Origin of the sequence: Pontibacter kalidii, from assembly GCF_026278245.1 — a bacterium.
GTDB classification, from domain to species: Bacteria; Bacteroidota; Bacteroidia; order Cytophagales; family Hymenobacteraceae; genus Pontibacter; species Pontibacter kalidii.
Genome location: NZ_CP111079.1, coordinates 4166793 through 4192757 on the forward strand (window position 1 = coordinate 4166793; position 25965 = coordinate 4192757).

Here is a 25965-nt window from a genome sequence, read left to right on the forward strand (position 1 = left end):
CTTTTGGTAAAGGGGTCTTAAACACAGGTTACCTTTTTCCAAAGGTACATATTTTTTTTTCTATCATGGAAAACAGAAAATTATAGCAGCCCGAAAATACCCACGAAAAAGAGCAGCTGCACCAGGTAAACGAAAGGGGCCAACCGGTTTTTTTTATAGATGGATGCCCGCTGGAAGTACACCTGCAGCCCCAGCGCCACCAAAAACCAGCCCGCAAAGTTGCTAAGCGGTATCTGCCCGCCCTGCCAGTCCCAGAAGTCGAACCGCATGGCCACCGGCTCTATGAAAAAATCGAGCAGCAGCATGAGCAGCGTGCCAACTATGGCTTTTGCCCACCAGGGCAGGCGCGCATAGTTGCTGATGTGGCCGGTGCTGTAGACCAGCATCAGCCAGTTCAGGCCGATCAGCAGGGGCACCTCCCATACTTTCACGCCCAGCGCCGCGCCGTAGGCATACTCCCCGAACAGCAGGCCGGTATGCACGCCCAGCACCTCCGAGAAAAAACCCACGGCCCACACCACCACCGCAAAAAGTATAAACGCCGCGTTCCAGCAGCGGTGGAAGGCAAAGAGTAGCGTGTTGGTGAGCAGCAGGTTCATGGGGGTGAGGTTCTGGAAATACTCCGGCCTGCCGCTGAACATCAAGCCCCAAAACCCAACCGCATGGAAGATAACAAGTATAGCCACGGCCAGCGGCAGCGCATACTTTTTATACTTGGCGGCAACGGGTGCTAGGGCAGGTGCGGTCGTGGTGTCAGGCATGGTGTTTTGGGGATTTAGCGGGTGAGGGGGCAACGGCAGGCACCAGCTCGCTCACGATTTTGGCCGAGAGCAGGCACAGCGGAATGCCCCCGCCGGGGTGTACGCTGCCGCCGCAGAAGTATAAGCCTTTTAACCTGGAGCTGAAGTTGGGGTGGCGCAAAAAAGCGGCCATGCGGTTGTTGGAGCTGCTGCCGTACAGGGCCCCGCCAAACGAAGAGGTGCGGCTTTCGATCAGCAGCGGGTCCAGCAACTGCTCTTCCTCAATGAGCGGCGAAATATCGGTGCCCAGCATTTTGCTCAGCTTCTGCAGCACCGCCTGCCGGGTGGCTGTGGTTAGCTGCTGCCAGTCCTGCCCCTGGTTGTGCGGCACGTTTACCATCACAAACCAGTTCTCCCCGCCTGCAGGCGCGTCCTGCGGGTCAGTTTTGGAAGTGATGTTGATGTACACGGTAGGGTCGGGGCTGACGGTTTTATACTTGAAGATGTGCTCAAACTCATCTTTATAGTCCTGGCTGAAGAAGATGTTGTGCACGTGCAGCTGTGGGAATTCGTGCCTGATACCCCAGTAGAAGATAAGCGCCGAACTGGAGCGCGGCTGCTGCAGCGTTTGCTCCGGCGCTTTTTGGTTGGGCAGGAGCTTGCGGTACGTGGGCACCACATCCATATTGCTGACCACCACATTGGCTGTATACGTTGCGTGGCTGGTTTCTACGCCGGTTATACTTTTACCTGAGGTTAAAATCTGCTTTACGGGTTCGTTATACTTAAATGCCACGCCCAGTTCCTCCGCCAGTTGTACCAGGCTAGCCGCGATGGCATACATGCCGCCCTCCGGATAGAAGGCGCCGACGTTGTGCTCCAGGTGCGGAATGATGTTGAGCGTGCCGGGCGCCTGGTACGGGTCGGAGCCGTTGTAGGTAGCAAACCTGTCGAGCAGCTGCACCATACGCGGATCGGAGAACTGGCTGGCGTTGGCCTGGTGCATGGTGGTGGTCAGGCCGAGATCGGAGAGGCAGCCCAATGCCTTCAGCACGTCGGGGCTCAGGTAAGTATCGAGCCGGTGCAGCGACTTCTGCAGGAACGTGCCGGCGGTGCCCTGGTAGAGCCGCGCGCTTTTCCGCAACGCCTCCCGCACCGCCTGCCCTGGCACCCCCAGCTGCTGCTCGGCCTCCCCGGCAAACTTTCCGGCGTCGGCCCAGGCCTTTACGTGGCTGCCGTCGGGCCAGAAGTAGTGCGTGATCGGGTCGAGGCGGGTGTAGCGGAAGTAGTCGGAGGGGGTACGGCCAGCCAGCGTGAACAGCTCATCCACCAGGTGCGGCAGCGTGAACAGCGAGGGGCCGGCATCGAATCTATACTTGCCCAGCCAGAACTCCTGCATCTTGCCGCCAAAAGTAGGGTTGGCCTCCAGCACCGTGACCTCATAGCCTTTCACGGCCAGGCGCACGGCTGTGGCAATGCCTCCTATACCCGCCCCGATGATGGCTGCCTTCCTCATACTTTCCTATACGGCATTATACTTTTTGTGCAGTAAACTGATGGGGTGGGGGAAAGGTTTTTATACTTTCCCGAACTCCCGCTGGTAAACCGGCTTCCGCATGCCGAACTGCACCTTCATGAGCGGGTAGAGCAGCAAATCCAGCGGTTTAAAGCCGGTGCTGTACGTGATGATATCATGAATCACGGCGCCGCTGCCATTTTTGGAAACCAGGTGCTTGTGATGCCATACTTTTAGCGGCGGCGGCAGTTCCTGGCCCTGGTCTACAAAGTACGCCTCGGTGCCGGTTATACTTCTCTCGGTGATCAGGCTGGTCCAGCGGAAGGATTTGATGCCGGTCTGCAGCTCTACCGCCACCACATCGCCGGGCCCGGAGCCATCGAAGCGCAGCAGCTTTAGCCTGGGGTAGGGCGGGGAGAGCTTCCCGAACAGCTGCTCATCAAAGGCGTTGAATACGCTGAGGTAGTCCTGGCTGACGTATGTGCTGAGGTGGAGCTGCATTTTGTAATTGATGAATTGTGTGATTGCTGGTTTTGCAGTGCCGGGTCAAACCACCCCTACTCCTCCTTAACCAAGGAGGGGAGTTCTTACTTACTCCTTTCAACCACCTCCGGGCCTTAAAGTTATACTCCCATAAAAAAAGAAACGCCGCTGCATGTATACTTGCGGCGGCGTTTTTATACTTTCTACTGAAAAACAATTATCAATCAACAACCAACAATCAAGCCTTAACTCAGCAGGTTGTCAATATCCTCTTTGGTGAGGCTCTTGATCACGGTTTCGTCAGTGCTGATGAGGTCGGTAACGAGCCGTATCTTGCGGTTTTGCAGCGCCAGTATCTTTTCCTCCACCGTGTCCTTGGTGATGAACTTATAGGTGAACACCGTGTTCTGCTGCCCGATGCGGTGCGCGCGGTCTATGGCCTGCGCCTCTACGGCCGGGTTCCACCAGGGGTCAAGTATAAACACATAGTCGGCAGCAGTCAGGTTCAGGCCCACGCCACCGGCCTTCAGCGAGATCAGGAACACCTGTATACTTTCGTCTTTCTGGAAACGCTCTACCTGCTCGTGGCGGTTCTTGGTGTTGCCGTCCAGGTAGGTATACGTTATCTCCCGCTTATCCAAGGACCTCTTAATGATCTCGAGGTGCTTCACGAACTGACTGAATATCAAAACTTTATGCCCCTTACTTACCACATCCATGGTTTTATGGACCACTTCCTTCAGCTTGCCTGAGCTTCCTTCGTAGCCCGGATCGGTCATCAGGGGGTGGTTGGCGATCTGGCGCAGTTTGGTGAGGCCCTGCAAGAGCATGAACTGGGTGTTCCCCGGGCCGTTCTCCTCCAGGTTCGTCAGGATCTTGTTGCGGTAAAAGGACTTCGTTTCCTCATAGGCGTGCTCCTGCTCCTCCGTCATCTTGCAGAAGGTGGTACTCTCTATCTTTTCGGGCAGCTCCCGGGCCACCTGCGACTTGTGCCTGCGAAGTATAAACGGCTTGATGAGCGCGTGCAAACGGCGCGTTTTCTGCTCGTCCTTCTCCTTCTCGATCGGTTTGAGGAATTCGTTTCGGAAGAAGTGCTGTGAGCCCAGCAGGCCCGGGTTAATGAACGACATCTGCGCCCACAGATCCATGGTGCTGTTCTCCACTGGCGTGCCCGTAAGTATGAGCCGGTGCCGCGACTTCAGTTCCCTGACCGAGCGCGAGGTGTTGGAGTCGGGGTTTTTGATCGCCTGCGACTCATCCAGTATGATATAATCGAAGTAGTAAGTTTTAAGCAGCTCCGCATCCAGACGCACAATGCCGTAGGAGGTCAGGACCACATCGTACTCCGAGAACAGCTCCACATTCTTCTCGCGGTAAGTGCCGGTGTAATTAAGTATGCGCAGGTTCGGCGTGAACTTCTGCGCCTCGTTCATCCAGTTGTAAACCAGCGAGGTGGGCATCACTAGCAGCGTGGCGCTTTCTGCCCCGTTTTCTTTGCGGTGCTGCAGCATGGCCAGCGTCTGCACGGTTTTACCCAGGCCCATGTCATCGGCCAGGCAGCCGCCGAACTTATAGTTCTGCACAAAGTGCAGCCAGTTATAGCCTGCCTTCTGGTAAGGGCGCAGTTCTCCCCTAAAGCCGGCCGGCATGGGCTGGTCTTCTATGGTTTCGAACTCGCGCAGTTTTTCCAGCCTGCGGCTCATGGTTACTGTGGCCAGGTTGCCGTTCTGCAGGTCGTTCACCAGCGCCATGTGGTGCCTGCGCAGCGTCAGGTGCTCCTCCCCCTCGGCAAAGGCAAACAGCTCTATATATTGCGTAAACCACTCCTCCGGAATAATAGCCACCTGCCCGTTAGGAAGCATAAACTCGTTATTCTTGGTAAGGATGTTGTTCCTGAGCCTGATAAACGGAATCTCGAACTCGCCGAAGCGCACGGTGCCGTAGATATCAAACCAATCGTTTTTCTCCGTGATGCCTACATCCAGCGTAATGTCGCCGATAAAGTAGTTCTTCCCGTTTCGCTGGCTCTGCTGCACGGTAAAGCCTATTTCCTCCAGCCCCTGCAGGTTACTGTTAAGCCACGAGAAAGCTGCGCTCTTCTCCAACACCGCATGGCCATCCTTTACCTCCAGGGAGCGCTTGCTCAATTCCTTCAAAAACTTCTTCTCGGTGCTCACGTCCCGTATCAGCTTGTGGAAAACATAGGAATCCGGGGTTTTCTCCATGCTCACGCTGACGCGCTTGGCCTCCCGTGTCTCCACCATGTAATCGCCATACTTGAACGAAAGATCGAAGAGAATCCTGCTCTTTTCCTGATCAACGGTTTCCTCTCTGCCGGCCATCACGACGGGCGCCTCGGTGGCAGCTATCTCCGAAAAAGTAAGATACGGGCTCGGCACATACTTCTCGTCCCGGATGTCGAAGCCTTTGGCATGTACGTCAAACTGCTCCACCAGCGGCGCCACAAACTTGCTGTAGTAGTTCTCTTCTACCGAGCGGGGCACCACAATGAACTTCTTGTTCAGGAAGGGCTGCAGCTTTTTGCCGTCCACGTTCTTCTCAAAGCTGTATACTTTGTCGTTCAGCAACAGCCAGGCGGGGGTGTGGCAGATCAGGGCCGCGTTCTTATACTGGAACTCGAGCTTCTGCCCGGCATACTTCACCGTCGGGAAATAGTGGGTGTTATCGTCGTTGCGCCTGAAATGAAACAGCACCGTGGCCCGCTCCCGGGCAATATGGATCTGGCGCCAGGCTGGGTCTCCGTCCTTGCCCATGATAAAGGTCATCTTGCCGTTGCGCAGCAGCTCCAGTATCTTACCCATCTGGGTCTGCATGTGCTTGCTGATAGCCTCCTGCAGCGCCTTGTCGCCTCTTTCGGAGTCGTATACTTTCAGGAAGAAATCGGCTGCGGAGAGCTTCTTCTTGGGAGAGAACTTTCTCAGCACAGCGTCCTGCTGTATCTGGTCCATCAGGGCGATAAGCTTAAAATCATCGGCGTCAAGGCGCGCCTTAAACTCATCGGCATTTTTCGCCGAGATGTTCTGGTGTTGCAGGGTAAGTTGCCCTTTGGTGTTTACCTGTACCACATATGACTCAAACAGGTAACCCAGGTATTCGTGCTCGAAGAGCGAATAGACTACCTGAAAAGGCTGCGTGGTATAAACATTCATGCCAAAGACATTTTAGGACTTCAAATTTACTTAAAAAGCCGCTCATTTCCTATCTAAAACATGCCCTTTGACTTGCACTTTTGTAAGACTAGCTAACTTTTTATGCTGAAACAGACACGCGCCTCAGATGTTTCTAAAGTCGAGAAATTGTACTGTGGCAGGGAAGAACCTAGATGTTCTCGGTAACAGACATGGCCGCGGCCTTATTGGCCGGCCGGATAGATACCAGCAGCGTGATGACGATGATCGCCAGACCTGTAAAAACAAAGTCCGCCACCTCCATCTTTACCGGGTACGCCTCCACCACCGAGGTGGCCATACCCATGCTGACCAGGCCGAATGTTTGCTGCAGGTTGCCGATCAGCATGCCGATGGAAAGGCCGTAGGCAGCCCCGATGAAAGCCACCAACGCTCCCTCCAGCAGAAAGATGTTGCGGATGGTCTTGGCTGTGGCGCCCATGGAGGCAAGTATGGCAATGTCCTTCTTCTTATCGATAACGAGCATGGAGAGGGAAAAGAAGATGTTAAGGGAGGCGATGCCAAGTATAAACGCGAAGGTGATGAACACGAACAGCTTCTCCACCTTCACGGCGCGCAGCAGGCTGGTGTGCTGCTCATCAGAGTTCTGCACTTTAAAGCCCTCGCCCAGTATTTGCTGCAGTTCGCGCTTCACCTGGTCTATACGGGCACTTTCGTCCACCTTTATCTCCAGGGCAGTACGGCGGCGGCCATACTCCAGCAACTCCTCGGCAAAGTTGAGAGGCACAAATACGTAGGCATCGTCGTACTGGCGTTCTATGGCAAAAATGCCGCCCGGCAGAATGTTGAGGCTGTTAAAGGAGCCCTCGGGGTTAAGCGGGTTGAACTTTACGTTGCGCGGGTAGAGGAACTGCATCGGCACAAACTGGTTGCCTGGCCGGATAGAGAGCTGGTACTGCACACCACGCCCCACCAGGGCCCGGTAGGTCTTGTTAAAGTACAGGTCGCTGGAGCCTTCCACTACCGAGGCACCGATCTCGTTCTGCTCAAAGAAGTTTTCGCTCACGCCCTTCACCTTCACCACCATCTGGCGCTCGTTGTAACGGAGCAGGGCATTATCCTCTATCACCTCCGATACCACGGCCACGCCCGGCGTGTTGCGGATGCGGTTCATGAACTCGGTATCCGTCTCAAAGGACTTGCCCTCTGCGGCCGTAATCTTCAGATCCGGGTCGAAGCTGGAGTAGATCTCACGGATCAGGTCTTCCAGGCCGTTGAACACCGACAGCACGATGATGAGCGCCGCCGAGCCCACGGCCACCCCGATCATGGCAATATTGGAGATAATGCTGATGATGTTCCTCTTCTTCCTAGAGAAAAAATATCGCTTCGCTATGAGAAAAGGTACGTTCATCTTAATTGTTTATTGTTGCTTGCTGATTGTTAAAAGGTAATATCGTTAAGCATTCTGGAGAACAAACAATTAACAATTTAACAAACAGCAATTAAACTATTTCCATGCCTTTACGATCAGGCCGGTGCCTGAAGGGTGCCTGCCATTCACGTCCAGCCAGTTCAGCACCAGGCTCACCGGGAAGGTAACCAGGTAGTAGAACGGCAACAGCACGAAGAAAATTTTAGAGGCGTTCAGCATCAGTAGCGGGTATTTCATGGACAAACGCCATGACACCTGCCCGGGTTTGCCGTAGGAGTAGCGCGCCTGCACTTTGCTAAAGCCGGCCAGCCTCAGCTTGTCCTCTATCTCCCTGATGTTGTAGCCGTCGCGCACGTGCTCCTCGATAAATGAAGTCTCGTCGTCGCCGTGCACATCCGAGCCGCCCTGGTCTGAGGGTGTGGAAATGAGCAGCATGCCCCCGGGACGCAGTGAGGCCTGGAAGTTACGGAACACCTCCACATCCTCCAGAATGTGCTCCATCACATCCACCGAAAGGATAAGGTCGTAGCTCTCAGGCTCGCGGAACTTCACCAGGTCGGCAATTTTGAACAGCACGTTATGGCGGCCGATGTTGCGCATAAAGCGGTTACAGTCCGAGACCTGCTCCTCCTTCACATCTACGGCAAGTATGCGCCACTTGCTGCTCATGCCCGAGAGCTTGTAGGTATACTGCCCGAAGCCGGAGCCGGCATCCAGGATGTGCTGCTCGCTGCCGCGGCGATGAGCAGCCCACTCGTTCAGCTCTTTGTGCACGTGCCAGGCGCGCAGCAACAGCAGGTCCAGCAGGTTGTAAAATACACGGCGCAGGAACGGTGTCTTGTTGAACACATCGCCAAGCACGCGCTTTATAGGGTCGTACTGCATAAGGGTGGTGTGCGGCCTGGGCCTACTTGTTAGGGTATGTTTCGTCGTCCTCGTCCTCCTCGCGGGGTGGCGGGATGTCTATGTTCTCGAACAGCTTGTCGATTTTGGCGGCATACTCAGCCGTATCATCCAGGTAGAAGATGAGTTCCGGGATGATGCGCACCTGGTTCTTGATGCGCTGCGCCAGCTGGTGGCGGATAGTTTTGGCGTTTACACGCACCTCCTGTAGCACAGCCTCGTTGTTCTGGGCCATCATGATGCTCAGGTATATTTTGGCCACACCCAGATCCGGCGACACGCGTACCACACTCACCGATATATAAGCGCCTCCAAACAGGTGCGGCACCTCTCTTTGAAAGATGTCTGCCAGCTCTTTTTGAATCAGGCGCGAGAATTTCTGTTGTCTTTTACTTTCCATACGAAGATGCAAATATCATATTAATTTCGCATTTTTACCCCAAAAGCGCCCTATTCATTTCGGGGAGGGCACCATACTTAGGCAAGCTGGGGCAAGGGCTTTTGCTGTTTTATCCCTAACTATCCCTTGCTGGGGTAACGTAAGACAGCTTTTATACTTGCCCGCGTGCTTTTTATACTTTAATACCGTTTTTCTAACTCTGTCTTTCCTTGATAAGTTACTTCCGTAGCATACTGCCTTCACGCCTTTTCCTGTTGATTTTGCTGTTTATAGGGATACAGCTACCGCTGGTGCTGCTCGGCATCCGGCCAACTGCTCCTGAGCTGCTGCACATGCTGGTGGGGGAGCGCCTGGCCGACGGCTACAACATGTACCGTGATATTTACGATAACACAGCACCCCTTTCGGCCCTAGTTTTCTGGCTGCTGGATGTGGTGGCAGGGCGCTCTTTTCTGGCGTACCGGCTTACGGCCATGGGGCTTATACTCCTGCAGGCGCTACTCCTAAACAGCACCCTGAACCGCCACAACGTGTATGCCACCAAAAACTATCTGCCGGCGCTGCTGTACCTGGTCCTGGGTAGCCTCTCGTTTGAGTTTAACATGCTCACGCCACTGCTCATCGGCAACACGTTTCTTATACTTTCGCTGCCCTACATCATCACGCTTAACCGCGAGGGGTTTGATAACAACCGTCTTTTTGTGGGTGGTTTTATGCTGGGCCTGGCGGCCATGAGTTACCTGCCGCTGGCGGTGTTCCTGCTGGTGGGCGTTTTTGCCGTTATCTTCTTTGCCTCCAACACCTTCCGTAGCACCATGCTCATGCTATGCGGCTTCCTTTTCCCGTATGCGGTGCTGATGACCTACTACATGTACACCAACACTGCCCAGGAGTTTCTGGAGCTGCATCTGCTGCGTCCCTGGCACCTGCAGGTGGCCTTTCTACGTCCTCCTTCCGATGTGGCCAAGCTCATGATGATCCCGGGGTTTGTACTGATACTCTCCTTACTCAGCGCCGCTTCCTTGCCGCAGCGCCTCGTGTTCCAGGTTAAGTTTCAGCAACTGATGTGGGTGTGGCTGCTAACGAGCCTGTTGGTCATTTTTACAAGGGATGAGATCTCGGTGGCCACCTTCGTGATTATACTTCCGCCGGTGGCCTACTTCGGGCAGTTCTTTTTCACCTCCAACCGCAAAGGCTGGATCCTGAACACCGTGTTCCTGGTGATGCTGGCGGTAGCGCTGCTGCTGCGCTACCGGCTCGTGCTGGGCATTAACCAGTTTATGCAGATGGACGAATCGCCGTTGCTGCTGCCGGAGCAGAGCCCGGTGCCTATGCAAAGCAGCACGGTGCTTGTGCTGGGCAGCGACATCAGCTACTATATGCAGAACAAGCCGGTGACGCCATACCTAAACTGGAACCTGGCGCAGCGCCACTTCAGCAGATTAAACGAATACCAGGCCGTGTTCCAGTTGCACGAGAACTTCAGGCATGAGATGCCGCAGTACCTGGTGGATAAAACCGGGCTGATGCCAGAGCTCTCTTACAAATTGCCCGACACCTTCGGCAAGTATGAGGCGACAGGTGAGGCCGGGGTCTACAAGCTAAAATAAGAACAGCCACTCTTTCCAGGGTGGCTGTTCTTATTTTAGCTTGATCTTATCTTAACCTGTTCGGTTTAGCAGGCGGCAATCTTATTTACCCTGTTCAGGTGGCGCCCGCCCTCAAAGGCAGTGCTCAGGAAAGTCTTTACCATTTCCCTGGCCACCTCCTCCGACACAAACCGGGCCGGTATGCACAGGACGTTAGCGTTGTTGTGCTCCCGCGCCAGCTTCGCCAGCTCAGGCAACCAGCAGAGCGCCGCGCGTATTTCCTGGTACTTGTTTGCTGTGATGGCCACACCATTGCCGCTTCCGCAGATCAGGATGCCGAAATCAGCCTCTTTGCTTGCCACAGCCTTTGCTAGCGGGTGCACGTGGTCCGGGTAATCTACAGAGGCATCAGAGTCAGGACCGAAATCCTGCACCTGGTGGCCAAGCTCCGCTAGCAGCCCCTTCAGCATGCTTTTATAAGTATAGCCGGCATGGTCGCCGCCAATTGCAATATTAAGTCCCATTAGGATTGTGTGTTTTGTTCGTTAAGTCGCTTCAGGTCTTTTTTACGAATGTTATGCGAAATATGGATACTTACCTCGTAGAGGAGCATCAGCGGCAACGAGATCAGCATCTGGCTCACGATATCCGGAGGCGTAATAATGGCACCTACCACCAGTATAACCACCAGGGCATGGCGCCGGTAAAGCTTCATCGTTTCCGGCGTTATCAGCCCCGCCTTCGTCAGGAAGAACACGATCACGGGCATCTCAAACATGATGGCGCAGGCCAGGCAAAGCGTGGTGAGCGTGGAAATGTAGGACGACAGGTCGAACTCATTCAGGATGCTTGGGTCTACCTGATACCCTGCCAGGAAGTTGATCGAGATGGGCGATACCACATAGTACCCGAACAGCAGGCCCAGCATAAACAGCACCGACACGAAGAATACAGCTCCCTGGGAGTTTTTACGCTCCTGCGGATATAGCCCCGGGCTTACGAAACGCCAGATCTCCCAGAATGCGTACGGGAAGGCACAGGCCAGCCCCAGCACCGCTGAAACCATCAGGTGCATCGTAAACTGCCCGCTCATCTGCCTGCTCTGGATGGTAAAGCCCATGTCGTCAAAGCAGAGCGCGCCTGAACCGAAGTACTGCCCCACCTGGCACATGACCCGGTAGCTTAGGAAATCGGTGCGCGAAGGGGCAAGTATAATATCATGAAACACAAAGCCCTTCGCCAGAAAAGCAATGGTCGCAAACACGAAGATAGAGCCCAGCGCCCTGATGATGTGCCATCTTAACTCCTCCAGATGGTCCACAAAGGACATCTCCTGCGGTTCTTCTTCCTCCACAAATGGTTGATCCATCAAAAGCGGGTCCTCCTTCTATTCTTTCTGTTACTGTTAATACGCGAAAAGCGGATACTCCTGCATCCAGTTATTGATATCGCTGCGCACGCTGCTGAGCCTGCTCTCGTTGTCGTGGTTGGTCAGCACCTGGTCGATGTACTCCACGATGCGCTCCATGTCCTGCTCTTTCAGGCCACGCGTCGTAATGGCGGCCGTCCCCACACGCATACCCGAGGTAACGAACGGCGACTTGTCATCAAACGGCACCATGTTCTTGTTGATGGTGATATCCGCCTTTACCAGCGTATTCTCGGCAAGTTTACCGGTTATACCTTTAGAGCGCAGGTCGATCAGCATCATGTGGTTTTCCGTGCCTCCCGAGATGATGTCATAGCCGCGCGCCACGAACGCTTTGGCCATGGCCTGCGCGTTTTGCTGCACCTGCTTTACATAGCTCAGGTAATCATCCGAAAGCGCCTCAAAGTATGCTACTGCCTTCGCCGCGATCACGTGCTCCAGCGGCCCGCCCTGCGTTCCTGGGAATACCGCGCCGTCCAAAACAGACGACATCATGCGTGTCTCGCCCTTTGGTGTCTTCAGGCCGAACGGGTTCTCGAAGTCTTTGCCCATCATGATCATGCCGCCACGGGGGCCGCGCAATGTCTTGTGGGTAGTGGTGGTTACGATGTGGCAGTGCTCAAACGGATTGTTCAGCAAGCCGCGTGCGATGAGCCCGGAAGGGTGGGAGATATCGGCCAGCAGCAGGGCGCCCACCTCGTCAGCTGCCTGGCGCAGTTTCTTGTAGTCCCAGTCGCGGCTGTAGGCTGAGGCGCCGCAAATGATGAGCTTCGGTTGTTCACGGCGGGCTGTCTCTACCACTTTATCAAAGTCGATAAGTCCGGTTTCCTTCTCTACACCGTAGAAAGACGGGTTATATAGCTTTCCAGAGAAGTTTACAGGGGAGCCATGCGTCAAGTGGCCACCGTGGGAGAGGTCGAAGCCCAGGATTTTGTCTCCCGGCTGTAGCACCGCCAGCATGACAGCCGAGTTCGCCTGCGCGCCTGAGTGCGGCTGCACGTTTACCCACTCCACGCCAAACAGTTCCTTGGCACGGTCGATGGCTAACTGCTCCGATTGGTCAACAATCTCGCAGCCGCCATAGTAGCGCTTGCCTGGCAGGCCCTCGGCATACTTGTTCGTCATCACGCTGCCCATGGCCTGCATCACCTGCTCCGAAACAAAGTTCTCAGAGGCGATCAGTTCTATGCCATGCGTCTGGCGTGCTTTTTCCTTGTTTATCAGGTCGAATATAGCGGTATCTCTTTGCATCAGTCTTCGTAATGTTAAGCTCCCAAAATTAAAGTATGCGCCCGAATAAACCAATGTTTCAGAAGTTTATATACGTGGTTCCCCCTGATATCAAATGCGTAACTCCATTTGCAGGAGGCAAAAATAAAGGCCCGGCGCTTTTGCACCGGGCCTTTATGGTATAGCTTAATCTTTTGTTGCTATTCTTTCATCACTTTTATCTGGCTTACCTGGCCGTTCAGCTCCACACGCAGCACATACATGCCTTTCGACAGTTTATCGTATACCGGCAGCTGCACTTCGTTCGGGCCGTCCTGCACCTCTACCACTTTAGTGTATACTTTTTTACCGGTCATGTTGTGCAGTACCAGTGTGGCCTTGCCGCTTACTTCAGCTGTAAAGTACAGCTTAGAGTTGTAGTTGATCGGGTTCGGAGCCACCAGCAGTTGCTGCATCACTTCGCGGGCCTTCACGTTTACGGCTACTACTTTGCTGTAGTCTGTGGTACCATCTAGGTCAACCTGCTTCAGGCGGAAGTAGATTGTTCCTGTCTCGTTGCCCAGTTTGTGTGCGTACTGGTAGTCTAGCCTTACCGAGCTGTTAGAGCCCTTGCTGTCCACACGGCCTACCTTCTCAAAGCCCTTCTTCGGCTCTCTCGACATCTCTACCTCGAAGTGTGAGTTGTTCTGCTCAGAGGCAGTTGCCCACGTCAGCAGCACGTTGTTATTCTGCAGCGCCGCGTTGAAGGCCATGAGTTCTACTGGGAGGGGAAGAATTTCCGATTCCAGTGTAACCACACGAGTTGTTGCGTCAAGAGATGAGTGAGAGATGGTCCCTGTCTGCTCAGGATTAGCATCCTCACCTGGCTCGTTTTTCACATGAATGGTAGTTTCTGCAATATTACCAAAATCATCAGCTGTAAGGTTTGGCAGCGTTCTGCTCCAGTTGCTTCCGTCCATCGACATCAGGAAGTTGTCCGTTGTTGTTAATGTAAACTTCAGGGTCTCTCCAACAGCCAGGCTTCGAGCACTAACCGTATAAGTCTGCTGCGAGGACTGTCCAGCTTCTACTTTAAAGCTCAGAAGTGCAGGCGTTGCTGTAATAGTCGGAACGGCAATTTGTAACTCTAGCGGCTCACTCGTATCATCGCCCCCGGCTGCCGTTATCGAAACTGCGCTTGTTCTGGCTCCGCTTGGCACTACCACTTCTAACCTTGTATCATCTCCAGGCTCGTAGAAGTTTGTAGCGTACACACTTCCGATCTTAACAGTTCCGATTCCCTCGAGGTTATAGCCTCTCAGCAGGATTCGCTCATTGATTCGAGCTGGGCTTGTGCTGCTGATAACGCTTTGTTCTTCATTATTGTGTTCAAATCTTACAAGAACAGGGCTGGTAACTTCGAACTCACTTGTTGAAGTTGCGTTGCCGGCTCTGTTTACTACAGTAATGTTACCCGAGATAGCATTATCAGGAATTTTCACCTCTACCCAGTTCCCACCTACTTGATCGTAGGCTGTCACAGCTGCTCTCAAGTCTATCACGCCTACTGAAGGAATATCAAAGCCGTCGTGTCTGTTGAAGTATACTTCTATGGCACCGTCTGGCACGCTGCCTGTACCGAATAGGTCCCAAAGGTTTGTACCGGTAATCTTTATCGTTTCACCGGACGCCCCTGAAGTAGGTGTAAATTCTGTAATTGTCGGCGCGTATACTACACGTAAGATATCTGTGCTTGTTACTGTTGTTCCTCCATTGTAAGGTGTTGTTACAGCAATCTTACCAGTTATAGCTCCTGCAGGAACAGTCAAGGTGATCTGTGTACCTGCTGCATTGATTGTATAACCTGTTGTCAAAGCTACCTCGTCGCCGGCTGCATCGGTTCCCAAGAAAGTTACCTCAGTTGCTTCATCAAAGTTGGTACCAGTGATTGTGAATGTAGAACCCACTAATCCTGAGTTAGCAGAGAAGCTTGTAATAGTTGGCGCTCCAATGATGGTTATATTCTGGCTCCATTCACCCGTACCACTTTCGCTTGCTACTCTGATTCTTCCTGTCGTGGCCGTGCTTGGAACAGTTACTACAACCTCATCTATACCCTCCTCTGTTGTACTATAGACAGAAGCAGTTGATTGTATTGTAGCATTTACTCTTGCGCCAGCTGCTCCCGCAAAGCTTACTGTCGGTGCGGACCGTTGAACATCCCTAGTAATGGTATTATAATATTCATCAAATCTAGTACCTGAGATTTTAAGCGTACTTACCCCAGCATATACTCTAGTCCTAGACACACTAGTGATAATCGGCTTATGTACAGTTAATAGTGTTGATGTACCTGTACCACTTTTAGAAGTAATACTTAGTGTATTACTTGAATTTGCAGTCATTACCGGAGCACTGAACACTAGTTCCGTTTCAGAACTAACAAAATAATTGCTTTTAGGAATTTGGATACCCCCGTAACTTACCGACTGTACATCTATGAAGTTGCTGCCTGTTACAGTTACAGATTGACCAGCGTATACTGCTGTTGGATTTACGGCTGAAATGATTGGAGCCATTACCTCAAAGTACATAGGCTCACTCTCACCACTTCCAGATATTACCGTCACATTTCCTGTGCGCGCGCTAGTCGGCACCAGGACCTCAATAGATTCGTTGGTATAGGTCGTTGCTGTAACCCGAGCTCCATTAAATACTACCTCAGGAGCTTTGTGCTCCACAGCGCCTGTCGCTTCGTTGTAGTAAGCGCTGAAGTTCTGGCCTGTAATAGTTAAAAGCGTTCTGTCGGCATAACCTTTGGCTGTGCCATCCTCCGCGCTAAGATTTTCTATAATTGGCTCAATTACAGTATAGTTATCAGCGCTTGTACCAGTACCTGCCAGTGTAGTAACAGCAACAGGGCCTGTACCCGCATCAAATGGAGCTTTTACAGTAATTGTGCCTGCTTCTTCATCCTTGCTTACTACCTCTGCCTCTTCGCCATTGAAGGTTACTTTGGTTATGTTCTTAAAGTAATCACCAGTAATAACCACTTGCTGGTTAGCATAGCTAGTAGTTGGAGTGAAGGCAATATTTGCTGGCACTGGAACTGTAAACACGTTCTCCCCGCTATTAGCTGTACCACCATCTGCTGTTACTGTTATAGGGCCAGTAGTTGCGCTATCTGGTACCGCAACCGTAAATTCCTGGTAAGTAACACCGCCATCTTCAACTGTGGAAATTGTTACTCCTGTCAGATCCTCCACTTTAGCCTCATTGAACACAACCTCTGATAGACCTTCGAAGTTGGTACCTCTGATTGTCACCGCTGTTCCTGCTTCGCCTTGTATAGGGTCAAAAGAAACAATCGTTGGGGCAGGGAAAACCGTGAAAACATCTGCACTTGTGAAAACTACTTCCTCGCCCACAATTAAGGTAAGATAACCAGTCGTAGCACCTGTTGGCACTGTTACTGTGATAGTGCTATCAGCCGCATTATAATTAGGCGTAGCCTGTACGTCTCCGTTAAATCCTACTGCAGCTACTGACTCCAGTAACCATCCTTTAATAGTTACTTCATCACCCGCTTTACCTTCAATTGGGTTAAAGCTGATAATCTCGGGGCTTGTTACAACTGTGTACGTGCCTGCACTTGGCTCACTGTCTCCGGCTGCATTTGTTACCATCAGCTTGCCTGTTACGGCACCTGCAGGTACAGTGGCAGTGATTTTAGTTGGAGAGTCAACAGTTATACTTGTAGCGACTACTACTGCACCTTCTCCCAGGAAAGTTACTGTAATGTTATCGCCAACAAACTCAGTACCCTCAATCACCACAGTTGAGCCTTCTACACCTTTAAGAGGCGAAATACCTGTAATGGTTGGTTTCTGAGTGATGGTGAAGTTTGATGGGCTTTCACCAGGTCCGTTTGCGTTTGAAACAGTAATACGGCCGGTAATGGCGCCTGCTGGCACTGTTGCGGTTAAGGTCGTGTCGCTTGTTATAGTATACTCAGCAGCTACAGTTCCGTCTGCACTAGCAAATGATACAGCCGTTAGCTCACCCTCTTTGGTGAAGTTATAGCCTTCAATAGCTACTACTGTACCTACTACACCTTGGGCGGGCGTAAAAGACAGTATAACCGGCGTACGTACTACTTCGAACTGACCTGTAGAAGTAGTTGTGTTTGCCGGGTTGGTAATACTCAACAAGCCCGTCTCGGCACCTTGTGGCACTGTTAGTTTCAGCTCCGTATCTGTTGCACTTACAAACTCTGTTACAGACACTTCGTCAACAGCGGACTCATCGCCCAGGAACACCACCTCAGAAACATACTTTAGGTATTGGCCTGTGATAGTGATTTCCTGACCGATCGGTCCTTTTGTTGGGCTGAAGCTTGCAATGATTGGGGCATAAACTACGTCAAACGGGCCCTGCCAGGTAGCTTCTCCACCTTGCGTACTTACAGTTACGCTACCTGATTCCGCTCCGTATGGAATGTTGAACGTGATAGCTGTACCCTCCGCATTCACTACAAAGCCAGCTGTGTTGGTTTCGGTAGTCGGAGTTAGGATTGCACTTCCGAGCGTCACTTCGTACGCTGTTCCGAAATTCTGGCCAGTAATGGTGATTTGGTCACCTACTATACCGTAAGTTCTGTCATCTCCTGCTGTTGTATTTGCTACGCTGGCAATAACTGGGGCAGGAACAAACGTAAAGGTCTGCTCGCTGGTGGCTACTTTTTCTCCAGGAGCGAGCAGCTGTATTTTTCCTGTCTTGGCGTCAACTGGCACTGTTACCACCAATTCAGTATCACTAATAGGGGCAGCAAAAGTAGCCTCTACATTATCTGTTTCGTCACCGTCTGCTCCCAGGAACACCACGCTGCTCACGCTGGCTAGGTTCACGCCATACAGCGTTATCTGCATGTTAGGGCCTGCCGATGTTGGCTTAAACTGAGAATCAACTCCGTCATACGCGGCAAACTGAGGAGCCGGCACATTGAAAACAGTTGTACTTACCGCCTCGCCCGCCGGGCTCTTCACCGTGATCAGGCCTGTACCGGCACCAAGTGGCACTGTTGCTGTTATCACACTATCGTTCGATACCGCAAATGATGTAGCTTTCACCCCGTTAAAAAGCACCTCATTTACAGCTGTAAAATACTTGCCGTAAATGGTTACCTCGGTCGTAAGCGCAGGGCCTTCTGTTGGAGAGAACTCCAAGCCTGCATTTGTTTCCCCTTCTGCCTGGGCTATGATCTGCGGGCCGTACACCGTAAAGTCCTTGCTTACTCCGCTACCCGCCGGGCTAGTAGCCGTTATAGAGCCGGTAGTAGCCCCTTTCGGCACTACTACTTCAATTTCAGTATCACTTTTAACTTCAATAGTTGCAGGGGCTGCGGCCGCTCCGTTAAATAAGACTTCATTTACACCAGTGAAATACTGGCCATACAGTGTTATTGTCTCTCCTGCACCTGCGGCGCTTGGGCTGAATTGAACATCAGCAGCAAACACAGGGTCTGGCACTACAAACTTTGTGGCACTTATGACCTCTCCGTATGGTGTTACTACTCTAATAAAATTACTTGACGCACCTGTTGGCACTGCTGTGGTAAGTACTGTACCTTCAGGATTCACCGCTATATTTTCAACTGGCACTGGCACTGTACCGAAAAATACTGCAGAAGTCTCATTTAAGTGCTTTCCTGTAATTGTAACCTGTGTACCCGGCACTCCCTCTGCAGGAGAGAAACTTTCAAATTCAGGTTGCTGCGAAACTGTTACCGCATCCAGAAACACATAGGCATTTGATATATCCGCCAACTGGAACCTTACATCTGTTGCAGTAGCTGGCAAGTATAACTCTTCGCGGGAAACTTCTGTTGTCACAGCACTAGTGACAGCACCATTTCCAAAGCTCTGACCGCCGTCGGTGCTGTAGCTCACTGTCATGCTAGCAGAGCCTCCCCCAGGTGTAGTAGCCACCAGACTGTAGCTCAGCTTATAGCCTGTTAGTTCACCATTCTGGAGTTTAATGTCGACATAAGCAGAGGTGGTTCTGAACTGGGCTGAACCACCGGTAGTACTTGGCGCAATATTAGCACCATCCGCAACCAAGCCACTGCTCTTTACATTGTCAGAGGTTGGTGTTCGCCATGGACCTTGGTATGTAACGGTGCTTTGCGCCACACCAACGGCGACTATTCCGAGCAGGAAAACGCACTGCAGGAGCAGTGATCTGAGGAGTCGTGTAATAGGGAGATTGTAGAGTTGTGCCATAGCTGAACTATAAGTATGTAAAAAAATTTCCTGTGCTATTTTAAAGAAAGTATAATTGCCACAAAATAAGATAATTTATCTATCATTTAAGCAACATCCTGTTCTATTTTTTTATATAATTCTAATAAAATACTTATAAAAGGATATAACAGGATTTTTACATGTAGCTGGCATTTGACAGGAGGGTTACACCTACTGGCTAAATAAAATACAGCTTTTATCCTAATACTATCTATAAAGCAGAATTAAGTGTACTCTGACGTTCCTTAAAGTAGTCCTATTCTCTTAAAAAGGCAATCTATAACATCATCAGGCAGAATCCAAAAAACTGAAGTCCAACATCTTACGTATATAGCAGAAAATAGATATAAAGTAGTACAACTTGGCAGCACAAATGTTTAAACAAATACACATCGATAAGAGAGCCAGGACCAAAATAGTACTTACCCTTTGCGTGCCACCGGGTAGGGCCGGTCTATGTTGGGCTGTATGAAGAGCTCCTGCGTGTCCATATCAAGCGCAGCGAGGTTTCCGTAGGCAGCGTTTTTATAGTACACGCAGCCCGCGTCCAGGTTTAGCCGCTGGTCTTTGTGCGAGGCAGCTTTTTTGATGGCGTGGAGCGAGGTGGGGGTGTGGCCATGTAGCAGCCTCTTGTTGCCCAGGCGTTTCCAGTCGGGGGTGTAGCCCCGGATGTTGAGCATGGCCTCTTTATCGGAGAAGATATCTGGTTGCCTGAAGTCGAAGCCCGCGTGCACCAGAAAGTAATCGGGAAGCTCAAGGTAGTAGGGAAGGGTATCGAGAAAATTGACATATTTCTCTGGCAAGTGCTCAAACCCATTGATACCGAAGCTCTGCAGCACCAGCTCCTGTTCTGTTGGCGTCAGGGTGAGCGCTTTTTTGCCTTTCTCTACCGACTTCAGCAGCATTTGGTCGTGGTTGCCACGCAGGCAGTGCACCTGGTAGCCCTGCTTCTGGAGATGAAGTATAAAATCAACCACTCCCCTGGAGTCGGGGCCCTTGTTCACGAAATCGCCAAGCAGGTACAATTCATCGTTGCGGGAGAGCTGGAGTTGGTTGTGCACCATGGCTTTGAATGTGCGGGCGCAGCCGTGTATGTCTGTGAGGGCGTAACGGGGCATATGTCTCTATTTTCGCAGCCAGGGCAGCACCGTAAAGATAACACAGAAATAGCACCCGTGGTACAGGTGCTATTTCCAGTTAAGCAATGTTAGGTATTCTAATTATACTTGTTGTTATCAATTTCAGGCTTGTTGGTGTTACGGTTCGGGTTGTTCGTCTGCGTGTTTTTCCCGGCCGCCTTGTCAGGCCCGTCAGTGTGCTTCTTCTTCAGCTCTTCGTGCTCCGCGCGGGTCTGGTTCGGGTCAACAGGCTTTCCGCCTGCGGCCTTGTCCTGTCCTCGTCCGGTCGGCTTTCCTTTGTTTTCACCGCCGGGCTGTGTGTGCTTATATGATGGCATGATATCCTCCTTTTTTAATTCAACTTCACGACAGACAAGATTTATACTTGCCGGCCATACTTTAAATCAATTTTATACTTTATGCTTAGGTGCCGCGGCCTTCCTCCTCGGTGCGCATGTTGTCTGGCGGCGGAATGCCGTCGTCGGCAAAGTCGTTTACGCCAGTGGCACTCGGCCCCTCGGAGGCGGTGTCGCTGCCGTAGCCCTCTTTGCCGTCGCGGTTACCGAAGCCACCGCGCTGGTGCTCGTTCTTCGGCGGATCAGCGCCCGGAATAATGTGGCCGGCACGCATTTCCTCGTCACCTGTGTCTGCCTCTAACTCGCGGAAGCCGCGCTTGTTAGGCAGCTGGTTCTGCAGTTTGTTCTTGTCCTCTTTATCTTCAGCCATAATTGTATTCTTTTAATTTACATCGCGCCCTGTTGCCAAGGCGCTTCTACCTGGTTTTACTCTGTTTAGGCCGCTTAGGTTTAGCTACCGACCAATTCGCCGCCATTTACGTGGATGACCTGACCGGTAATAAAAGAACCGTCCTCGGAGGCGAGGAACACGTAGGCGGGCGCGACCTCCGATGGCTGCCCGGGGCGTTTAAGCGGCACATCCTGCCCAAACTCCTTCACTTTTTTCTCATCAAAGGAGGCGGGTATGAGCGGGGTCCAGATAGGGCCGGGGGCCACGGCATTAACCCGAATTTTTTTCTCCGCCAGGTTAGAGGAAAGCGACCGGGTAAAGGAGGTAATGGCGCCCTTAGTGGAGGCGTAGTCCATGAGGTGATGGCTGCCGCGGTAGGAGGTAACGGAGGTAGAGTTCACAATGGCGCTGCCTTCCTTCATGTGCTCCAGAGCGGCCTTGGTCATATAAAACATCGAGAAGATGTTGGTCTGGAACGTACGCTGGAGCTGGTCTTTCGAAATGTCCCTCAGGTCGTTTTGCTCGTGCTGCTCGGCGGCGTTGTTGACAAGTATATCCAGCCCCCCCAGCTCCTTTACCACCTGCTGCACGGCATTTCTGCAGAATTTTTCATCGCCAATGTCACCGGAGATGATGAGGCCTTTGCGTCCTTCCTGCTCAATCAGTTGCAGGGTGTCTTTGGCGTCTTTGTCTTCGTTTAAATACACAATGGCCACATCGGCCCCCTCGCGGGCGAAGTGCACAGCCACGGCGCGGCCAATGCCGCTGTCGCCGCCGGTTATCAGGGCTTTTTTGCCTTTCAGCTTGTCGCTGCCTTTATAGCTGTCCCGGATGTACTCGGGCTGCGGGGTCATTTTATGTTCTTTGCCAGGCTGCTGCTCCTGCTTCTGCGCAGGCAACTTGGTTGGTTTGTTTGCCATAGTTTTCATAGTTTTATGTGAGGCTGCCACTCAGGGCAGTTCCATACTATACGCCTGCGTTTTTAGGCTGGTTATCCCGGCTCGTAATCTTATACTTGCAGCAGCCGTTTATACTTTAAATTATACCTTATGTGGAGAGAAGAAGAAAACAGCCTGAAACGCAGCCTCACGTTCAAAGACTTTAAGCAGGCGCTAGCCTTTATGAACGCGGTAGGCGAGGTGGCCGAGGAGATGAACCACCATCCCTGGTGGAGCAATGTGTATAATAAGGTAGCCATAGAGCTCACCACCCACGATGCCGGCAACACCGTCACGGAGAAAGACCTGGCGCTGGCCCGGCGTATTGACGAGATTTATGACCGCATGATGGCTGGCAACTAATTGCTGATTGGTAATTGTTAATTGCTGTTGTTCTCAGCTTAAAAGCTTTTGCTGTGTTGCATCCGGCTCCTATACGTTACCCTATAAACCAAACAACCAGCAATTATCAACCAACAATTAAGTCGTATCTTTACGCCATGCAGGAACCGGAAAAGACAAGTTTATACCTGGTGCCGACACCCATCGGCAACCTGGAGGATATCACGCTGCGGGCCATCAGGATACTGAAGGAGGTGGACGTTATACTGGCCGAGGACACACGCACCAGCGGCAAGCTGCTGCAGCACCTGGGCATTGAGAAGCGCATGCACAGCCACCACCTGCACAACGAGCACAAAGCCACCGCCCATTTAGTAGACCGCCTGAAGGCAGGGGAGGTGATGGCCCTGATCTCAGACGCGGGCACGCCCGGCATCTCGGACCCCGGCTTCTACCTGGTGCGCGAGTGCCTCAAAAACGACATCAAGGTAGAATGCCTGCCGGGAGCCACGGCCTTTGTGCCGGCGCTGGTAAAGTCCGGCTTCAGCACCGACCGCTTTACCTTTGAAGGATTCCTGCCCATAAAGAAAGGGCGCCAGACGCGCCTGCAGAGCCTGGCCGAGGAGGAGCGCACCATGATCTTCTATGAGTCGCCGCACCGCCTGCTCAAAACGCTCGCGCAGTTTAAGGAGTATTTCGGAGGGGAGCGCGAAGCCTCTGTTTCACGTGAAATCTCCAAAATGTTTGAGGAGACCATCAACGGCACCCTGGAGGAGCTGATTCATACTTTCTCCAACAAAGCCATCAAAGGGGAATTTGTGCTAGTGGTGTCCGGAGCCGCCAAAGGAGGCAAAGCCGATAAAGAATAAGATGAAGAATTACCTGAAAAAGATCTCGCTGGCGTTGTTGCTCAGCATGTTCACCCTGCCAACCTGGGCGCAGTTTGAAGATATGGCGCTCTCGCCGGAGGCAAAGATCAGCCTCATCACCTGCTCGCCGGGGCCTGACCTGTACGCCATCTTCGGGCACAGCGCCGTGCGCGTAAACGACCCGGCCACCGGCATGGACGTGGTCTTTAACTACGGCACGTTTGATTTCGACGAGCCCAACTTCTACCTTAAGTTCGCGCAGGGCAAGCTCCGCTACAAGCTGTCTGCAGCGCACTTCCGCGACTTCGTGTACAGCTATACCATGGACAACCGCTCGGTGTATGAGCAGGAGTTCAATTTTACCGAGGCGCAGAAGCAGCAGTACTGGAATTTCCTGACGCACAACTACCTGCCCGAGAACCGCTTCTACCTCTACGATTTTTTCTTTGATAACTGCGCCACCCGCATCCGCGACGGCATAGAAGCGACCTTCCCCAACCAACTGGCCTTCAACATCAGCCACTTCGATAAAGGCTACAGCTTCCGCAACCTCATCGATTTATACTTAGGTCCGCAGCCGTGGGGCGATTTCGGCATCGACATAGCCCTGGGTGCCCGCATCGATCAGGAGGCAACGCCTTACCAGTACATGTTCCTGCCGGATTATTTGGCGAAAGGCTTAGGCAGCGCCACCATCTCCCAGAATGGCAAGACTGCGCCACTGACACTGGAGCAGAAGGTGATCTTTGAACGCGACCCTTCCCAGCCGCTAGAGGCCGGCTGGTTTACGCCACAGCTGTTGTTCTGGACTTTCCTGCTGATCGTGGTTGCCCTTACGGTGATGGATTTTATCAAACGCCGCCGCAGCCGCGTATTCGATATGGCGTTCTTCTTTATGCTGGGCGTGCTGGGCATTGTGGTGCTGCTGCTCTGGTTTGCCACCGACCACCAGGCCACTGCCTACAACTTCAACCTGCTCTGGGCCATCCCCACACATGCCGTGGTTGCCTTTTTCCTGGGCCAAATCATACTTGTGGAGTGGGTGCGCAAGTACATGCTGGTTACCGCCATCATCACGACCGTGGCGCTTATCGGCTGGCCGCTGTGGCCGCAAATGTACCATGCCGCTTTCCTGCCCATTATGGTGGCCGCCGTACTTAGAGGCGCCTACGCCGTATGGTTCTCTAAAAAGGCACAAGCCCTGGCACATCCACAAAGTATAGCACAAAAGATATGAACCTGAACCAACTGGCTAACAACCTGAACATACTTTGCCGCAGCGTCGGCGCTTTTATACAGAAGGAAGGAGAAGGCTTTGAGCGCTCCAGCATCGAGCAGAAGGGCTTTAACGACCTGGTTTCTTATGTGGACAAGGAGGCGGAGCAGAAACTGGTGGAAGGCCTGCGCAAGCTGCTCCCCGAGGCCGGCTTCATTACTGAGGAAGGCACCGACACCACCCGGGGCGAGCGTCTTAACTGGGTAATCGACCCCCTGGACGGCACCACCAACTTTATACACGGCCTGCCAGCCTACTGCGTGAGCGTGGGCCTGATGGACGGCGAGGAGGTAGTGCTGGGCACCGTGTTCGACCCGAACCGCGACGAGTGTTTCTGGGCCTACAAAGGCGGCGGCGCCTTCTGCAACGATACACCGATAAAGGTTTCTGATGCCCCGGCCCTGCAGGATGGCCTTATCGCCACCGGCTTTCCTTATTATGATTTTGGCCTGACGCAGCAGTACCTGCAGGTGCTGGGCGCTTTTATGTCTCGGTCGCATGGGATACGGCGCATAGGCTCGGCTGCGCTGGACCTGGTATACGTGGCCTGCGGCCGTTTCGAGGGCTTCTTCGAGTACAACCTGAATGCCTGGGACGTGGCAGCAGGCGTTATTATTGTGCAGGAGGCCGGCGGAAGGCTCAGCAAATTTACCGGGGATGGCGATGTTGTCTTTGGACGGGAGATCGTGGCCAGCAACGGCAACGTGCACCCGGAGATGCTGCAGACCATCGGCGAGTTCTGGAAAAAGCCCGTGGCCTAAACTTTTTATACTTCTTAAAGGTTTCTAAAGTATGATCCAGCAAGTCCTCATTCTGCTTATTTTTCTGGCGGCGGTAGCCTACATGCTGCGCATGGTGTACCAGGTGTTCTCGGCCAAGAGCGGCTGCGCCAAGAGCTGCGGCGCCTGCTCCTCCATCGACTTTAAGAAGATACAGCAGGACCTGGAGAAATCAGCGATCAATAAACAATGAGCAATGAATGGTTTGGCCTGGCCAGCCACCGGTACGCAGCACCATTCATCACTCCCTACGCACTATTCGTGACCAAACTCCGTATCTAAACTTTGTTTTTGCGTATAGTTCTATACTTAAGAGTAGAACCACTTAAAACGATATACCATGCAAGATAAAGTTGAAGAGAGATCTTTGGTGAATGTGCTGAACCGCCTTCGCAAGGATGGCTACAAGTATGATTTTAAGGTAGGGCGGGATGGAAAGCTCTGTACCATGGAAGAGAAGGAGTCTTTTGCCCCAGACCAGGTGCGTATCGTGGACCACTATCGCTTTGAGGGCGAGAGCAACCCGGACGACATGTCTATACTTTACGCGCTGGAAACTGCTAGCGGCCTGAAAGGAACTATCTCCAACTCGTACGGCCCTTACGCCGACGAGAATGTGGACACGTTCCTGAAGCAGGTGGAGGATCTAGGCAAAAACCTGGATAAGAATGACAAGTAAAACAGGAAGGGCCGGTGCAATACCGGCCCTTCCTGTTGCTGCTAAAGCATAAAGCCAAAGCC

Annotated in this window: 22 protein-coding genes; 7 read left to right on the forward strand and 15 right to left on the reverse strand. The window is 52.5% G+C overall.

Annotation, left to right across the window (positions count from 1 at the left end):
- Positions 1-80: 80 nt before the first annotated feature.
- The 7 genes from OH144_RS17480 to rbfA form a co-directional block, all read right to left on the reverse strand.
- Positions 81-761 carry a carotenoid biosynthesis protein gene (locus tag OH144_RS17480; RefSeq protein ID WP_266203563.1) on the reverse strand — a complete coding sequence of 227 codons (681 nt, stop codon included), beginning with the start codon at positions 759-761 and terminating at the stop codon, positions 81-83.
- Positions 754-2256: a 1-hydroxycarotenoid 3,4-desaturase CrtD gene (crtD, locus tag OH144_RS17485; protein ID WP_266203564.1), complete on the reverse strand. Its 1503-nt coding sequence runs from the start codon at positions 2254-2256 to the stop codon at positions 754-756. The genes OH144_RS17480 and crtD overlap by 8 nt, the downstream gene beginning before the upstream one ends.
- Before the next feature lie 60 nt (positions 2257-2316).
- Complete coding sequence (locus OH144_RS17490) at positions 2317-2757, reverse strand: SRPBCC family protein (RefSeq protein ID WP_266203565.1); 441 nt, start codon at positions 2755-2757, stop codon at positions 2317-2319.
- 227 nt (positions 2758-2984) lie between these two features.
- Positions 2985-5909 carry a DEAD/DEAH box helicase gene (locus OH144_RS17495; RefSeq protein WP_266203566.1) on the reverse strand — a complete coding sequence of 975 codons (2925 nt, stop codon included), beginning with the start codon at positions 5907-5909 and terminating at the stop codon, positions 2985-2987.
- Between the two features lie 169 nt (positions 5910-6078).
- Positions 6079-7302, reverse strand: coding sequence for an ABC transporter permease (locus OH144_RS17500; RefSeq protein WP_266203567.1), 1224 nt, complete (start codon positions 7300-7302; stop codon positions 6079-6081).
- 96 nt (positions 7303-7398) lie between these two features.
- Positions 7399-8208 (reverse strand): class I SAM-dependent methyltransferase, encoded by an 810-nt coding sequence (locus OH144_RS17505; protein WP_266203568.1) that lies wholly within the window; start codon positions 8206-8208, stop codon positions 7399-7401.
- 22 nt (positions 8209-8230) lie between these two features.
- On the reverse strand, positions 8231-8626 hold the full coding sequence (gene rbfA, locus OH144_RS17510) for a 30S ribosome-binding factor RbfA (protein ID WP_266203569.1): 396 nt from the start codon (positions 8624-8626) through the stop codon (positions 8231-8233).
- Positions 8627-8880: 254 nt separating this feature from the next.
- On the opposite strand from rbfA, the gene OH144_RS17515 reads away from it, so the two are divergent.
- Positions 8881-10236 carry a hypothetical protein gene (locus OH144_RS17515; protein WP_266203570.1) on the forward strand — a complete coding sequence of 452 codons (1356 nt, stop codon included), beginning with the start codon at positions 8881-8883 and terminating at the stop codon, positions 10234-10236.
- A gap of 65 nt (positions 10237-10301) precedes the next feature.
- On the opposite strand, the gene rpiB is transcribed toward OH144_RS17515, so the two are convergent.
- The 8 genes from rpiB to OH144_RS17555 form a co-directional block, all read right to left on the reverse strand.
- Positions 10302-10739, reverse strand: coding sequence for a ribose 5-phosphate isomerase B (rpiB, locus tag OH144_RS17520; RefSeq protein ID WP_266203571.1), 438 nt, complete (start codon positions 10737-10739; stop codon positions 10302-10304).
- Entirely contained in the window at positions 10739-11584 is an 846-nt protein-coding gene (gene tatC, locus OH144_RS17525; protein WP_266203572.1) for a twin-arginine translocase subunit TatC, read from the reverse strand. Before tatC ends, rpiB begins: the two co-directional genes overlap by 1 nt.
- Positions 11585-11620: 36 nt before the next feature.
- Positions 11621-12895 (reverse strand): serine hydroxymethyltransferase, encoded by a 1275-nt coding sequence (gene glyA, locus OH144_RS17530; RefSeq protein ID WP_266203573.1) that lies wholly within the window; start codon positions 12893-12895, stop codon positions 11621-11623.
- 179 nt (positions 12896-13074) lie between these two features.
- Positions 13075-18807, reverse strand: coding sequence for an IPT/TIG domain-containing protein (locus OH144_RS17535; protein WP_266203574.1), 5733 nt, complete (start codon positions 18805-18807; stop codon positions 13075-13077).
- A 770-nt stretch (positions 18808-19577) separates the two neighbouring features.
- Positions 19578-20273 carry a metallophosphoesterase family protein gene (locus OH144_RS17540; RefSeq protein WP_266203575.1) on the reverse strand — a complete coding sequence of 232 codons (696 nt, stop codon included), beginning with the start codon at positions 20271-20273 and terminating at the stop codon, positions 19578-19580.
- 98 nt (positions 20274-20371) lie between these two features.
- Entirely contained in the window at positions 20372-20611 is a 240-nt protein-coding gene (locus OH144_RS17545) for a hypothetical protein (protein WP_266203576.1), read from the reverse strand.
- An 85-nt stretch (positions 20612-20696) separates the two neighbouring features.
- On the reverse strand, positions 20697-20999 hold the full coding sequence (locus OH144_RS17550; RefSeq protein WP_266203577.1) for a hypothetical protein: 303 nt from the start codon (positions 20997-20999) through the stop codon (positions 20697-20699).
- Between the two features lie 80 nt (positions 21000-21079).
- Positions 21080-21949, reverse strand: a complete 870-nt coding sequence (locus OH144_RS17555) for an SDR family oxidoreductase (RefSeq protein ID WP_266203578.1) — start codon at positions 21947-21949, stop codon at positions 21080-21082.
- Positions 21950-22069: 120 nt separating this feature from the next.
- Between OH144_RS17555 and OH144_RS17560 the strand changes: the two genes are divergently transcribed.
- The 6 genes from OH144_RS17560 to OH144_RS17585 all read left to right on the forward strand — a co-directional run bounded on the left by OH144_RS17560 (position 22070) and on the right by OH144_RS17585 (position 25903).
- Positions 22070-22321 (forward strand): 4a-hydroxytetrahydrobiopterin dehydratase, encoded by a 252-nt coding sequence (locus OH144_RS17560; RefSeq protein ID WP_266203579.1) that lies wholly within the window; start codon positions 22070-22072, stop codon positions 22319-22321.
- Between the two features lie 137 nt (positions 22322-22458).
- Positions 22459-23169, forward strand: a complete 711-nt coding sequence (rsmI, locus tag OH144_RS17565) for a 16S rRNA (cytidine(1402)-2'-O)-methyltransferase (protein ID WP_266203580.1) — start codon at positions 22459-22461, stop codon at positions 23167-23169.
- Position 23170: 1 nt separating this feature from the next.
- Positions 23171-24406, forward strand: a complete 1236-nt coding sequence (locus OH144_RS17570) for an Lnb N-terminal periplasmic domain-containing protein (RefSeq protein ID WP_266203581.1) — start codon at positions 23171-23173, stop codon at positions 24404-24406.
- Positions 24403-25206, forward strand: a complete 804-nt coding sequence (locus OH144_RS17575) for an inositol monophosphatase family protein (RefSeq protein ID WP_266203582.1) — start codon at positions 24403-24405, stop codon at positions 25204-25206. The genes OH144_RS17570 and OH144_RS17575 overlap by 4 nt, the downstream gene beginning before the upstream one ends.
- Before the next feature lie 31 nt (positions 25207-25237).
- On the forward strand, positions 25238-25417 hold the full coding sequence (locus OH144_RS17580; protein ID WP_266203583.1) for a FeoB-associated Cys-rich membrane protein: 180 nt from the start codon (positions 25238-25240) through the stop codon (positions 25415-25417).
- Between the two features lie 147 nt (positions 25418-25564).
- Positions 25565-25903 carry a hypothetical protein gene (locus OH144_RS17585; RefSeq protein WP_266203584.1) on the forward strand — a complete coding sequence of 113 codons (339 nt, stop codon included), beginning with the start codon at positions 25565-25567 and terminating at the stop codon, positions 25901-25903.
- Positions 25904-25965: the final 62 nt, after the last annotated feature.